General features: G+C 71.1%; 14 protein-coding genes. 8 read left to right on the top strand and 6 right to left on the bottom strand.

From position 1 onward, the window contains the following. Positions 1–201: 201 nt before the first annotated feature. From A6A08_RS01090 to ccsB, 4 genes are read left to right on the top strand one after another with little or no spacing between them, the layout of a single operon-like run. Positions 202–966: a TlpA disulfide reductase family protein gene (locus tag A6A08_RS01090; protein ID WP_242422042.1), complete on the top strand. Its 765-nt coding sequence runs from the start codon at positions 202–204 to the stop codon at positions 964–966. Then, the gene (locus A6A08_RS01085; protein ID WP_073700601.1) at positions 966–1,790 is read left to right on the top strand and encodes a cytochrome c biogenesis CcdA family protein; all 825 of its coding nucleotides are present in this window, start codon (positions 966–968) and stop codon (positions 1,788–1,790) included. Before A6A08_RS01090 ends, A6A08_RS01085 begins: the two co-directional genes overlap by 1 nt. After that, the gene (locus A6A08_RS01080; RefSeq protein WP_083608706.1) at positions 1,790–3,448 is read left to right on the top strand and encodes a cytochrome c biogenesis protein ResB; all 1,659 of its coding nucleotides are present in this window, start codon (positions 1,790–1,792) and stop codon (positions 3,446–3,448) included. Before A6A08_RS01085 ends, A6A08_RS01080 begins: the two co-directional genes overlap by 1 nt. 3 nt (positions 3,449–3,451) lie before the next feature. Further along, positions 3,452–4,462 carry a c-type cytochrome biogenesis protein CcsB gene (ccsB, locus tag A6A08_RS01075; RefSeq protein WP_073700600.1) on the top strand — a complete coding sequence of 337 codons (1,011 nt, stop codon included), beginning with the start codon at positions 3,452–3,454 and terminating at the stop codon, positions 4,460–4,462. Between the two features lie 79 nt (positions 4,463–4,541). Here the strand turns inward: ccsB and A6A08_RS01070 are convergent, their stop codons facing one another. Next, a complete protein-coding gene (locus A6A08_RS01070) occupies positions 4,542–5,516 on the bottom strand; it encodes a LacI family DNA-binding transcriptional regulator (protein ID WP_073700599.1) in 975 nt (324 codons plus the stop codon). Positions 5,517–5,702: 186 nt separating this feature from the next. On the opposite strand from A6A08_RS01070, the gene A6A08_RS01065 reads away from it, so the two are divergent. Beyond that, complete coding sequence (locus A6A08_RS01065; protein WP_073700598.1) at positions 5,703–6,986, top strand: polysaccharide lyase family 1 protein; 1,284 nt, start codon at positions 5,703–5,705, stop codon at positions 6,984–6,986. A gap of 87 nt (positions 6,987–7,073) precedes the next feature. On the opposite strand, the gene A6A08_RS01060 is transcribed toward A6A08_RS01065, so the two are convergent. Together A6A08_RS01060 and A6A08_RS01055 are read right to left on the bottom strand one after the other, a co-directional pair. Further along, positions 7,074–7,430 carry a PLD nuclease N-terminal domain-containing protein gene (locus A6A08_RS01060; protein ID WP_073700597.1) on the bottom strand — a complete coding sequence of 119 codons (357 nt, stop codon included), beginning with the start codon at positions 7,428–7,430 and terminating at the stop codon, positions 7,074–7,076. Positions 7,431–7,583: 153 nt separating this feature from the next. Continuing rightward, positions 7,584–7,784 (bottom strand): BldC family transcriptional regulator, encoded by a 201-nt coding sequence (locus tag A6A08_RS01055; RefSeq protein WP_017535950.1) that lies wholly within the window; start codon positions 7,782–7,784, stop codon positions 7,584–7,586. 422 nt (positions 7,785–8,206) lie between these two features. On the opposite strand from A6A08_RS01055, the gene A6A08_RS01050 reads away from it, so the two are divergent. Further along, on the top strand, positions 8,207–8,566 hold the full coding sequence (locus A6A08_RS01050) for a DUF4229 domain-containing protein (protein ID WP_073700596.1): 360 nt from the start codon (positions 8,207–8,209) through the stop codon (positions 8,564–8,566). Between the two features lie 22 nt (positions 8,567–8,588). On the opposite strand, the gene A6A08_RS01045 is transcribed toward A6A08_RS01050, so the two are convergent. Together A6A08_RS01045 and A6A08_RS01040 are read right to left on the bottom strand one after the other, a co-directional pair. Then, positions 8,589–9,827 carry an MFS transporter gene (locus tag A6A08_RS01045; RefSeq protein ID WP_073700595.1) on the bottom strand — a complete coding sequence of 413 codons (1,239 nt, stop codon included), beginning with the start codon at positions 9,825–9,827 and terminating at the stop codon, positions 8,589–8,591. Next, complete coding sequence (locus A6A08_RS01040) at positions 9,824–10,453, bottom strand: helix-turn-helix domain-containing protein (RefSeq protein ID WP_199866802.1); 630 nt, start codon at positions 10,451–10,453, stop codon at positions 9,824–9,826. Before A6A08_RS01040 ends, A6A08_RS01045 begins: the two co-directional genes overlap by 4 nt. 149 nt (positions 10,454–10,602) lie before the next feature. Here A6A08_RS01040 and A6A08_RS01035 point away from each other — a divergent pair, with 149 nt between their 5' ends. Together A6A08_RS01035 and A6A08_RS01030 are read left to right on the top strand one after the other, a co-directional pair. After that, entirely contained in the window at positions 10,603–10,863 is a 261-nt protein-coding gene (locus tag A6A08_RS01035; RefSeq protein ID WP_073700593.1) for a hypothetical protein, read from the top strand. After that, positions 10,860–11,306, top strand: a complete 447-nt coding sequence (locus A6A08_RS01030) for a winged helix-turn-helix transcriptional regulator (RefSeq protein ID WP_073700592.1) — start codon at positions 10,860–10,862, stop codon at positions 11,304–11,306. Before A6A08_RS01035 ends, A6A08_RS01030 begins: the two co-directional genes overlap by 4 nt. A 12-nt stretch (positions 11,307–11,318) precedes the next feature. Here the strand turns inward: A6A08_RS01030 and A6A08_RS01025 are convergent, their stop codons facing one another. Continuing rightward, positions 11,319–12,590 (bottom strand): delta-60 repeat domain-containing protein, encoded by a 1,272-nt coding sequence (locus A6A08_RS01025; RefSeq protein ID WP_073700591.1) that lies wholly within the window; start codon positions 12,588–12,590, stop codon positions 11,319–11,321. Positions 12,591–13,171: the final 581 nt, after the last annotated feature.

Below are 13,171 nucleotides of genomic sequence, written 5' to 3'. Positions count from 1 at the left end.
GCCCCCAGGGCCATCGCCCCCACCCCCTCCTCCCCTCCCCGAGGGCTCCTCCCCGCCCCCGTCCCCCGTACGGGACCGACCGTCGCACCGACGGACCGCACGGCCCTTGTGCCGGGGCGGCGAAACGGCTGCCAGGGCATCTACTACACTTTGTCGTTGTTGTAGTCCGCCCTGTTCACACCCCGTTCGCGAGGTCCCTCGATGCCCAGCACCAGCACCGGTACGCGCCGCCGCCGTACCGTGCCGCGCCTGGCGGCGGGCGCGCTCGCCGCCGCACTCGCCCTCACCGGCTGCGCCGGGGGCAACGAGATCCAGGCCGGTGACGAGGACAGCCGCTTCGTCTCCGGGGACGGCAGCGCCACCTCCTTCGAGGCAGCCGACCGGGTCGAGGCGCCCGACGTCACCGGGACCACCCTCGACGGGGACGAGGTCTCCCTCGGCGACTACGAGGGCGGCATCCTCGTCCTCAACGTCTGGGCGAGCTGGTGCGGTCCCTGCCGCACCGAGCAGCCCGTCCTGGACGAGGTCCACACCGAGTACGCCGACCTGGGCGTGGACTTCCTCGGCGTGAACATCAAGGACGACGAGACCGCCGCCCGGTCCTACCTGGAGAACAAGGGCGTCGTCTACCCGAGCCTGTACGACCAGCCCGGCGAGGTGCCGCAGGCCTTCCGCGACACCGTTCCGCCGAGATCCATCCCCAGCACGCTCGTCATCGACCCCGAGGGCCGCATCGCCGCCCGCGTCATCGGCCCGACCACCTACGGCCAGCTGACCGAACTGCTCAACCCGCTGGTGGTCGAGTCCGGCTTCGGCGACCCGGAGGAGCGTCCCAGGGTCGCGGAGCAGGAGGCCCAGGCGGAACAGGAGGCCGACGGGGAGGCTTCCCCGGAACCCTCCGGCAGCCCGTCCGCGTCCCCTCCCGAGGAGGACGCCGAGGACGCGTCCTCCGGGGACGACCGCTGATGGGCGCGATCGGCACCACCGTCCTCACGGGGTCCCTGCTCGCCGCGGTCCCGCTGGCCCTGGCCGCCGGGCTCGTCTCCTTCCTCTCCCCGTGCGTCCTCCCGCTCGTGCCCGGCTACCTGTCCTACGTGACCGGCATGAGCGGCGCCCACATGCGCGAGCGCTCCGCCGGGGACACCGACGCCGGCGCGGGGGGAGCGGCCGCCACGGCCACCGTCGCCGACGTCGACGCCGAACTGGCCTCCCGCCGCTGGACCATGGTCGTCGGCAGCGTCCTCTTCATCGCGGGGTTCACCCTCGTGTTCGTCGCCGTCGGGGGCTTCGTCGGCTGGCTCGGCGAGGTCCTCATGGACCACACCGAACCCATCACCCGGGTCCTCGGTGTCCTCACCATCGTCCTCGGCCTCGCCTTCATGGGCGTCATGCCGGGCTTCGGCCGCGAGTTCCGCTTCCACCGGCTGCCCCGTGCCGGGCTGGCGGGAGCGCCCCTGCTCGGCGTCCTCTTCGGCCTCGGATGGACCCCGTGCATCGGACCGACCCTGGCCGCCGTGCAGACCCTCGCCTTCGTCGAGGGCGGCGCGGGGCGGGGCATGCTGCTGTCCCTGGTCTACTGCGTCGGGCTGGGGCTGCCCTTCGTCCTCGCCTCGCTCCTGTACCGGCGCGCCCTCAGCGCCTTCGGCTGGCTCAAACGCCGCACCCGCGCGGTCACCATGGCCGGCGGGGCCATGCTCGTCCTGGTCGGCCTGGCGATGGTGACCGGACTGTGGACGCAACTGACCATCGCCATGCAGGGCTGGGCCGCCGACTTCCAGACGGTGATCTGATGAGCACGACCGCGAACGACGACGCCACCCGGACCGGAACCGGGGAGGCCGGCTCCGGGGGCGGGGCCGGGGGGCTGGGCCCGATCGGCTGGCTGCGCTGGACCTGGCGGACCCTCACCTCGATGCGCACCGCCCTGATCCTGCTGTTCCTGCTGGCGGTCGGCGCCATCCCCGGCTCGATCCTGCCGCAGAACGTGGTCAGCGTCGACGAGGTGACCGCCTACTTCCGGGAGCACCCGGAACTGGCCCCCTGGCTGGACCGGTTCTACCTCTTCGACGTGTTCTCCTCGCCCTGGTACGCGGCGATCTACCTGCTGCTGTTCGTCTCCCTGGCGGGCTGCGTGATCCCGCGCGCGATCGCGCACGCCCGCGCGGTGCGGTCCAGGCCGGTCCGCACCCCCCGCAACCTGGGCCGTATGCCGTACACGGCGAGGTTCACGACGGACGCCGCCCCGGAGACGGTCCTGGAGCAGGCGCGCGGCATCCTCAGGGGCTACCGGATCGAGAGGTACGGGGACTCCCTCTCCAGCGAGACCGGGTACCTGCGCGAGGCGGGGAACGTGCTGTTCCACCTCGCGCTGCTCGGCCTGCTGCTGGCCCTGGCCGCCGGGGCCTTCCTCGGCTACCGGGGCAACATGCTGCTGGTGGAGGGCCAGGGGTTCGCCAACACCCTGACCTCCTACGACGCCTTCTACCCCGGCCACTGGACGGACACCGACGACCTGGAGCCGTTCACCCTCCACCTGGACGACTTCGAGGCCTCCTTCATCGAGGAGGGCGACCTGCGCGGGCAGGCCGAGTCCTACGTCGCCGACCTGTCCTACAAGGAGTCCCCCGAAGGCGAGGAGGCCCGGCACCGGCTGGAGGTCAACCACCCGCTGAGCGTGAACGGGGTGCAGGTCTACCTGCTCGGCCACGGGTACGCGCCGGAGTTCGAGGTGCGCAACGCCGACGGGGAGGTGGTCTTCGACCAGGCGGTCCCGTTCCTGCACCGGGAGACCAGGACCTTCACCTCCGACGGCGTCGTCAAGGTGCCCGACACCGGCGGCGAGGAGCTGGGCTTCGTGGGCGTGTTCCTGCCCAGCGCGGCGGAGACCGAGGACGGGGGACTGGTCTCCGACTTCCCCGGAGCGCAGAACCCGCGGGTCACGCTGGAGGGCTACCGTGGCGACCTGGGGCTGGTCGGCCCGCAGTCGGTCTACCAGCTGGACACCGGCGGCATGGAGGAGCTCGGCGGCTCGCCCGTGATGGAGATCGGCGACACCTGGGAACTGCCGGACGGCGCCGGGTCGGTCACCTTCTCCGGCTACAGCGAGTACATCAGCCTCCAGGCCAACAGGGACGGGGCCCGGCTGCCCGCCCTGACCGCGGCCTCCCTGGCCGTGCTCGGCCTGATCGTCACCCTGTTCGTCCGCCCGCGCCGCGTGTGGGTGCGCGCGTCGCGGGGCGGGGACGGCCGTACCCGGGTGGAGCTGGCCGGCCTCGGCAAGACCGAGGTCGCCGGGAACAACGCCGAGTTCCACGAACTCACCACGGCACTCGCCGAACGGCTCCGGAGCGGGTCGGACGACAGGCCCCCGGACCCGGGGGGCCCACCCGCCGGAACAGAGACCAACCCACCAACCGACCCGCCAGAGTCGACGACAACGAGGGAGTGACCGGTGGCGTACACACTCGCCGCAGCGATGGACGAGACGATGGCGTCAGCCAGTGACTCGCTGATCATCGTGATGATCGTGACGTACGCGGTGGCCCTGTTCCTCTTCGCCATCGAGGCCGCCTACGGACAGCGCACCAGGCTCAGGGCCGGCCGGCTCATGCCGGTCCGCGCCGGCGCCGACGTGTCCTCCGGAGCGGACGGCGCGGGCGACGAGGGCATCGAGGTGAACGTCCGCACCAACGAGGGCGAGGCGAGGGCGCCCCAGAGCGTGCTGGGCAGGATCGCCCTGGGCGTGACGGCGCTCGGATTCCTCATGGGCGTGGCGCAGATCGTCAGCCGGGGCCTGGCCGCCGACCGGTGGCCGTGGGGCAACATGTTCGAGTTCGTCGTGGCCCTGTGCCTGGTCGCGGTGGGCGGGCTGCTGTACGCGTCCTTCCGCTTCCAGGCCCGCTTCCTCGGCGCCTTCGTGCTGGTCCCGGTGCTGCTCCTGCTGGGTATCGGCGTCCGGTGGCTGTACGTGGAACCGGGACCGCTGATCCCGGCCCTGCACTCCTACTGGGTGCCGATCCACGTGACCGCGGCCATCATCGCGGGCGGCTCGTTCATGGTCTCGGGCGCCGCCGGCGTCACCTACCTGGTCTCGCACCGCGCCGAGGCCAAGCGCGCCCTGGGGGAGAAGGTCACCGGCATCGCCGGCCGCCTGCCCAGCCCGGAGCTGCTCGACCGCATCTCCCACCGGTTCATCCTCTTCGCCTTCCCGCTGTGGACCTTCGGCATCATCGCCGGCTCCATCTGGGCCGACGAGGCCTGGGGCCGTTTCTGGGGCTGGGACCCCAAGGAGGTCTGGTCGTTCATCTCCTGGGTGATCTACGCGGCCTACCTGCACGCCCGAGCCACCGGCGGCTGGCGCGGCCCCAAGGCGACCTGGATCAACGTGCTGGGCTTCGTGACCATCCTGTTCAACTTCTTCGCGGTGAACTACATGTTCAGCGGCCTGCACTCCTACGCCTGACCCCGGCTCCGCCGTCCCCGTTCCCGGGGCGGCGGGCCGGCCCGCCGCACTGAGGGGTCGTGTTCCGCGACGTCTCCGGTCAGTGCGCCGGGGGCGCCGTGGACCCGCGCACCACCAGGCGGGTGTCCAGGGTGACCGTGCCGGGATCGTCCTCGCTGGTGATGCGGTGCAGCAGCAGGTCGATGGCGGCGCGTCCGGCCGCGGCGGTGGGCATGTCGATCGTGGTGAGGTCGCAGTGTCGGGCGGTGTGGGTGTTGTCCACGCCGACGAGGCTGAGGTCGCCGGGGACCGCGAGGCCCCGGGCGCGGAGCTCCTGGAGGAGGCCGAGGGCGACCAGGTCGTTGTAGGCGAGGACCGCGGTGGCCCCGCTGGCGAGTACGTCGGGGGCGGCCGCGGACCCGCCCTCCTCGGTGGGCTGGTTGGGGCCGAGGCGGTGCAGGTGCAGTCCGTGGTGCTCGGCGGCGTCGGTGGCCGCCCCTTCCAGGCGCTGGTTGGTCCAGGAGGCGCGGGGGCCGGTGAGCAAGGCGATCTCGCGGTGGCCGAGGGAGGCGAGGTGCTCCAGGGCCTGCCGTGCGCCCGAGGCCACGTCCATGAGGACGGCGGGCAGGTTCGCGGGCTGGCGGTTGACGACGACGAAGGGCACGTCGGCGCTGAGTTCGGCGATCAGCCGGTTGCTCAGGCGTGGGGCGACCAGCAGGGCGCCGTCGACCTGGGTGGCCATGGAGCGGATCAGCTCCTCCTCCGCCCGGGCCTGTTCGTCGGTGTCGGCGACGAACACGTGGTGGTCGCTCCTGCGGGCGTGCGCCTGGGCGGCCTTGATGAGGGGCGGGAAGAAGGGGTTGGCGATGTCGGCGACGATCAGCCCCAGGTTGCCTGTGCGGCGGGTGGACAGGGCGCGGGCGGCGCGGTTGGGGCGGTAGCCCAGGGTGTTGGCCGCGGCGATGACGCGGGCGCGGGTCTCGGGGTTGACCAGGTGCGCGGCGGAGAAGGCCCGGGAGACGGTGGAGACGTGGACGCCGCTCGCGTGGGCGACGTCCTTGATGGTCACGGCCACCCGTGGCCTCCTTTGCGTTGGTATGGAGAGAGCCTAACGGCAACCGGTTGTGGCCCGCTACTGCGTGGTTTGTTCTTTTGTGTCCGGTTTTCCCCAGTTTTCCCGGGTGGGAAGGGTTGACGCGGATCCGTGCTGTGGGAGATGTTCATGCAACCGTTTGCAGTTTCCCCCCTGAGGAGCAGGACCATGAGAAGGCTCGTACTCCCTCTGAGCGCGGCACTGGTGATGACCGCCGTGACACCCGCCCAGGCCGCACCCGACGCCGGCAGGCAGGTCCTGCCCGAGGGTGACGGCTGGGGCTCGGCCGGCGCCGGGACCACGGGAGGGTCGCAGGCCCTCCCCGAGAACGTCTTCCGCGTCTCCACGGCACAGGAGTTCCGTGAGGCGGTGAGCGGCGACGAGCCGAAGATCGTCTACGTCGAGGGCTCGATCGACGCCAACTCGGCTCCGGACGGCACACCCCTGTCGTGCGAGGACTACGCGGTGGACGGCTACGAACTGGAGGACTACCTGGCCGCGTACGACCCCGAGGTGTGGGGTTGGAAGGATCCGAGCGGACCGCTGGAGGAGGCCCGGGAGGCGTCGGCCGACGTGCAGGCGGAGCGGATCCGGGTGAGGGTCGGCTCCAACACGACCGTGGTGGGCGCCGGTGACGACGCCGAGATCACCGGGATGAGCATCCGGGTGATCAACCAGGAGAACGTCATCCTGAGGAACCTGACCCTCTCCGACACGCACGACTGCTTCCCCGGCTGGGACCCGGGTGACGGCGGCGGGGGCAACTGGAACTCCGAGTACGACCACCTGGAGGTCTCGGGCTCCACGAACGTGTGGATCGACCACAACACGTTCGACGACGGCGACAACCCGGGCTCGGAACTGCCGGAGTACTTCGGGCGCAAGTACGAGGTGCACGACGGCCTGCTCGACATCGTGCGGGAGAGCGACCTGGTGACGGTGTCGTACAACCACTTCGACGGCCGCGACAAGGCCATCCTGGTGGGCAACAGCGACGGCCGGACCACCGACCGCGGACACCTGCGGGTCACCTGGCACCACAACCACTTCGACGGGCTGGGCCAGCGCGCCCCCCGGGTGCGCTACGGGCAGGTGCACGTCTACAACAACTACTACACGGTGGCCACCGACATGTACCAGTACAGCCTGGGGGTGGGCTTCGAGTCGCAGCTGTACGCGGAGAACAACCTGTTCGACATGCGTGACGGCATCGGCGCGGAGGAGATCATCGGCAACTGGGGCGGCACCGACATCGTGGAGCACGGCAACGCGCTGATGCGGGACGGCCGTGGACGCCTCACCGGAGTGGATCTGGTCGAGGCCCACAACGAGGCCGAGCCGGACCGGGCGCTGGGTACCGAGCAGACCTGGACGCCGGAGTTCTCCACACGGGTGGAGCCGGTGCACGCGATCCGCGGACTGCCGCGCAAGGTGGGGGCCGGACGCCTCTGAGGCGGACCGGCGGGCAAGGAAGGCGGTGGGGCCGCGCCCGAGCCCGGGCGCGGCCCCACCGTCATGCCGTCAGCGTGCCGGGCGCGGTCACTCGTCCGGATCGATGCGCCGGTCGAGGCGCCTCAGGAACTCGGGGTCGTCATCCGGTCCGAGCGGATGCGGGCTCTCCGAGGGCTTGGCGAAGTCGGACGGGTCGAGGTCGTCGGCCGAGGAGGCGTTCCGGGCCGGTGCGGACGCGAGCCCCTCGGCGGCGGCCGTCCCGGAAGGACGGCCGAGGAAGAGCCACAGGATCGAGCCGACGGGCATGAACAGCACGATGACGACGATCCAGAGGATCTTCGGCAGATTACGCACCTCTTGGGAAGGGGTGGTGAGCGCGTCGAAGAACGCGTACACCCAGAGAACGATCGATCCGACCGTGATCAGGCCACCAAGCCACACCATGGTTCCAGCCTAACTCTTGCTGTCCACTCCTCACGGTCGGCACACCTGGCGGGGCTGCCCGCGGCCCGTGTACGGGACGCGGTCGGAGCGGCCAGGGTGCCGCCCCGCCCCGGGAGTGCCAGCCCGGGTCTCCTCCCAGGTGGTACCCGTTGTTCAGGGGGTACTCTCGCTCGGCTCGCCGAGGAGTAGGGCGCGCACCTCGGACTCGCGGAAGCGGCGGTGCCCGCCCGGAGTACGGATGCTGCTGATCCGCCCGGAGGCGGCCCAGCGCGTCACGGTCTTGGGATCAACCCGGAAGAGTGAGGCCACTTCCCCGGGGGTCAACAGGCGTTCGCTTGCTCGTTCCACCTTCACGTTCCCCCAATCGTGCCCGCCTCGGACTCTGGGGGCGGCGGGCGTTTGATCCCCTAGTGTGCATGAGTTGGTCCGTTTCCTCCCTAGTTTTCGGAGAAATTGCGGTGTTGGGGGGAGGAGTACGGGATATGTGACCGGAACGTAATGTTCGGGCCCTGCTGTCGGGATTGGAAACATCCCATGACTGTGCGAATCGAGTCCGCCTGCGTTCCGACCACCTGTGCGGATGGCGACACGCCGCCCCGATGCCCGTCGTGCCGGGCACGCCCTTAACCTGGAGATACGAGCACGTGGAGTGCCACCCGCCAGGCCCCGGCCAGGGCCGTGGACGGCGCGGACCGCGGGCGCGGCCGGTCGTCCCGTGTACCGATGGGCGTAGCGACCAATCTAGTCCAGGTAATCATCTGTTGTGAGGCTTTTGGATGCGTAGCTTGTTGACCTATACCGCTGCCCGTCTGGGACTGTTCGCGGTGGCCTTCGGAGTGGTCTACCTTTTCGGCGCCCGCTCGCTGGTCGCGCTCGTCCTCGCCTGGCTGATCAGCGGACTGGCCTCCTACGTTCTGCTGTCCAGGCTCCGGGACCAGGTCTCCGCCAGCGCGGTGGAGCGGATCGAGAGCCGGCGCGCCCGCCTGTCGGCCGCCGCCGCCCGGGAGGACGCCCTCCAGGAGCCCGGCGAGGCCCCCTCCGCCGGGGCGGACGGTGACGTGCGTGCGGACGGCGGCGCGGCCTCCGACGCGGAGGAGAAGGACACCGGTGCGTCGGAGGCGGCCCGGAAGCCCTGACCGGACACGCCCCCGGCCCGCCTCACCCGGGGGTCCCCGCCCGGCCGGGGTCGGGGCCGGGCGCGTCGAGCCCGTCGGCCGCGCGGCCCGCCAGCGGCGCCAGGACCGCGACCAGGTAGAGGGCCGCGCACGCCACCAGGACGGGCGCCGCTCCCGTCAGGCCCAGTGCCGCGCCCGCCAGGGGAGCGCCGACCGGGGCCGCCAGACGGGCCAGCGCGCCGATCATCGCGGTCCCCCGCCCCACGACGCGGCGGGGCAGGCGCTCGAAGAGGACCGCTCCCAGGATCGGGTTGAGCACGCCGCCGCCGAGGCCGCACAGGCCCCACACGACCAGGACCGTCCACAGCGGCACGTCCAGCGCCAGCACCAGCAGGCGGGGCGGCCCCGCGACCACCAGGCCCGCGAAGAACACCGCCCGCCGGGGCAGCAGGTGCCCGACCACCGTGGCCACGAGCGAGCCGGCCACGGACGCCGCGCCCGCCACGCCGCCCATGAGGCCGACGACCGCCGGACCCATGCCGTTGTCGTGCACCCACACCGGCAGCAGCACCGACGTCACGGACATGTCGATCATGTTGGTGACCGCGAGCATCACCACCAGGGCGCGCAGGGTGGCGTCGGTCCAGACCGCCCTCCACCCGGTGTGCAGCCGGGCCAGGTAGCCCGAGCCGGCCTCGGGGTCCGCCTCCGGCTCGGGGCGGTCCCGGGGCTGGGAGGCGGCCAGCGTCACCGCCGCCGCGACCAGCAGGACGGCGTTCGCGTACAGGGCCGGAAGGGGACCGGCCAGGGACACGAACCCGCCCGCCAGGGCCGGGCCCACGGTCATGGAGAGCCGGTCCACGGTGCCGGTGAGCCCGGTGACCCGCTCGACGCGGACACCGGTGCGCTCGGCGACGGCCGGCGCCATCGACACCTTGGCGGCCTCCGCGGGCCCCGTGGCCAGGCCGATCGCGGTCACCAGTACCAGGAGCACGGGGAAGGGCAGCAGCCCGGCGGAGTACAGCAGCGGTACACAGGCCACCGCGCCGGCGGCGACGAGGTCGGCGCGAACGCTCACCGAGCGCTGGCCGATCCGATCGATCAGGGGGCCACCGAACAGCCGGGCCAGGGTGTAGGAACCGATCTCGAAGAAGGCCACCAGGCCCATGGACACCGGGCTGCCGGTGCTCTCCAGCACGAACCAGGGGACGGCGATCATCGCCACCCGGGTGGCGGTGTAGCAGAGCGCCTCGGCCGTGACCAGACCCGCGACGCCCCTCATGTCTCCGCTTCCCCGTCGGTCTCCTCGCCGGTGCCGCGGTCCTCCGGGTCGGGGAAGGCGGCGAACTGGATGTGCACCGGGCGGCTCCCGGGGGCGCCGCTCCCGCGCGCGTAGCGGTCGAAGAGCGCGCGTGCCTCCTCGCGGAAGGCGGCGAGTTCCTCCAGCGTGAGCTCGGTGCGCCGCCCCGACATGACCTGGGCCTCGCGCCAGCCCTCGGGCTGGGCAGCCCACATGTTGACGGCCGCGGCCAGCCTCTCGCTCCAGCCGGCGGCCACCGCCATGCGCACGGCGGTGCTCAGTTCGGGCTCGTCGGCGTCCAGGTGCTCGGGGAACCGGAACCCCTCGTGCCGGGCGCGCCACCAGCGCTCCCGGGAGGTGCCCAGCGCCGGGTCCTCCTCGATGAACCCGTGGACCGCGAGCTGGCGCAGGTGGTAGCTGGCCGAGGCGGAGGAGGTGTCCACCCACTCCGACACGGTCTTGCCGGTGGCGGGGCCCCGATCCTGGAGGAGGTTGAGGATGCGCACGCGCAGGGGGTGGGCCAGTCCCCGGAGGGAGCGCGCGTCGAGGGTGGCGGCCTTCGCGAAGGGGTCGGGAGCTCCGGTGCCGCGGGGGGTTTCGTCGTCCATGGCGTCACCATAGACACCCAAGACTTCTTGGCCAAGGGTTGTTGGCCAAGAAGTCTTGGGCGGTTCCGGCAAGACATAACCAATAAGGTTGTAGCTCGAATATCTAGTCCGCTAGATGCTTGTACGGCCAGAGGGCTAGCTTTTGACTCATGGCCAACAAGCGGATGAAGGCGCGGGTCCTACTCGCCCTGGTGCGCCGGATGGCGCGGAAGAACGGCTTGCGTGTGGAGGAGCTCCAGGGGCGGGGGAAGGGTTCACACCAGCACTACGTCGTGGTCGGCGCCGACGGGGAAACGGCCGGTTACTTCGGCCTCACGGATCATCCCAGGAAGCTGAGCTGGACCGTGCTGCAAGGTATCGAAGCCGGCCTGGAGCGTCTGTTCGGAGAGAAGTGGATGGAGAAGTCGTGACCAACTACACCGTGACCGTCATCCGGGACGAGGACCTGTGGGCTGTCAGCATCGACGGTCTGCCGAAGAACGTCGCGGGAGTGGCCGATTATCTGCGCTTCTCCGAGATCAAGGACGAGGTGCCGGAGTTCATCGCCGACCTGACGGACAGCGACCCCGAGGACTTCACGATCACCTGGCGTTACGAGTTCGGCGGTGAGGACGTGACCGAGGAGGTCCTCCAGTACCTCGTGGCGGAGGAGGAGTTCCGGCGGTCCCAGGACGAGCGCGACCGCAACCGGACCCGGGTGCTGGAAACCCTGCAGAAGGCGGGCATCACCCAGCGGGCCATGGCGGACGTCGTCGACCTCTCCCCCCAGCGTGTCCAGCAGCTGCTCAGCGGCACGGACAAGTCCGCGCACCGCGGCCGCGGGGGGCGGCGCCCGCGCACCCCCGCGGCCTGACCCGCCCTGGTCTCAGGAGAGCGGGAACATCCCCAGGCGGGCGTGGTACTCGTCGGCCAGGCGCTCGGTGTCGCTGCCCACGTACAGCCCGTCGGAGGTGGCGTGCAGGGCCTCCGCGCCGTGCCCGCGCGCGCGGCCGGGGTTCCAGGGCAGCGCCTTCCCGGTCCCCGGGTCCACCGCGGCGATGCCCTCGCGCGCCACCGATCCGGGGCCGGGGTTGAGCGCGCCCTCGGGGTTGTCCATCCAGCGCTGGTGCCCGCCCACGTACACCGCCGACGAGGTGATCTCCACCGAGTACAGCGAGTCGCCGCCGGTCTTGTTGCTCCAGGTGGGCTCGGAGCCGGGGGTGTCGGTGTTCTCGAAGCGCGCCACGGACTTGCACAGGCCCGGCTTGACCTTCGGGCCGCCCGCGGTCACCACCGCGAAGTAGGAGCCGTCGGGGGAGAAGTCCATCTGCCGCAGGTAGGTCTGCATCAGGGAGTAGTCGCAGTCCGCCTCGTAGGCCGACGTGGACCACGGGGTGACCGAGCCGCTGCCGGTGTCGATCATGGCGATCTGGTGGCGGTCGTGGCCGTCCACCTTCGTGAACGTGCCGTTGACGAGCAGCCGCCGCCCGTCCGGGCTCAGCGCCAGCTCCTGGACCTTGAGGGAGTCCCGGCGCTGGTCGGACACGCGCGGCGCGAACCCCTCGTCCACGGAACCGGTCCGCGCGTCGAGGCGGGCCAGCGCGGCGCGCTCCACGCCGTTGACGCCGGAGAAGTTGCCGCCCACGTACAGGTGCTCGCCGTCACTGGCGATGCGGAAGGCGGTGCCCCCGTCGAGGGAGGCGCGGAACCAGGGCGTCGCCCGGCCGTCGCGGAGCGACAGGCGCGCCAGCCCTCGTGAGGCCCGGCCGTCGACGGAGCGGAACTCGCCGCCGACGAGCACCGTCCCGCCGGGGCCGGGGGCCAGCGAGGTGACGGTGCCGTCCACGCGCGGGGAGAACCCGGAGACGATCCGCCCGGTGCCGTGCTCGAACGCGAACAGGTTGTGGAGGTCGTGGGTACGGCCGCCTCCGGCCTCGGTGACCTGGGAGAAGTCCCCGGCGACGACGACGGTGTCGCCGATCCGCAGGATGTCCTTGACCGCCCCGTCCAGGACGTGCGGCGTCCACCGGACGGGTTGCTCGCCGACCACGCGGAAGTGGTCCGCGGGAGGCGCCGTCGGCGCCGCTGCCGCGGGGCCGACGGGGAACAGGAGCATGGTGCCCATGGTCAGGGCGAGGATCGGACGGCTGGCTTTCACGGAGGACTCTCCCTGGTCGTGCGGTCGTGCGGACGGGCCGGAGAACGGACCTGTTCGGGGCGTGACCGTATTCTTGCAAAGAGTCGCTTCATAATCACGGTGAGTAGCGGGCCCTGTCGTGGCCGACCGGGTTTCTCCCTCCGGAAGGCCCGAAAGACCCGAAAGGCCCGGAAGGTGGTGGGGAGTCGACGGGATCGCGGAACGGTCCCCGGGCCAGGTGGACAACTGGTTTGCTTTGAAAAAAACAGGAGGATGGGGCTGTCCTTCTTGCGCAGACTGTTGCCGGCTGAACAAGGGGATCACGTCCCTCGGGTTGGCAGGAATGTAGAGCCTCCGGAGTGTCCGGCGCATGAGGGAGCTGGAAAAGGAGGGAGAGTATGCGCAGGCTTGATCCAGATGTCCTGGATTTCCTGGATGAGATGACAGCGGCGTTCAATGGGAGAAATTTACAGAGTGAGCAATTGAGTCGGATGATACGGAGGCAACGGCGAGGGCCTCATGGGCGCGGTTCCGCTGTTCCTCCTCGGAGTCGCCTGCCTGGCCTACGTCCTCAGCCAAGTCGCCTCCGACTCCAGGCCCGA

This window comes from Nocardiopsis sp. TSRI0078, assembly GCF_001905145.1.
In the GTDB taxonomy this organism is placed as follows: Bacteria; Actinomycetota; Actinomycetes; order Streptosporangiales; family Streptosporangiaceae; genus Nocardiopsis.
The sequence above is the reverse complement of the archived record's forward strand: the minus strand, read 5'-3'. Positions and strand labels throughout refer to the sequence as shown.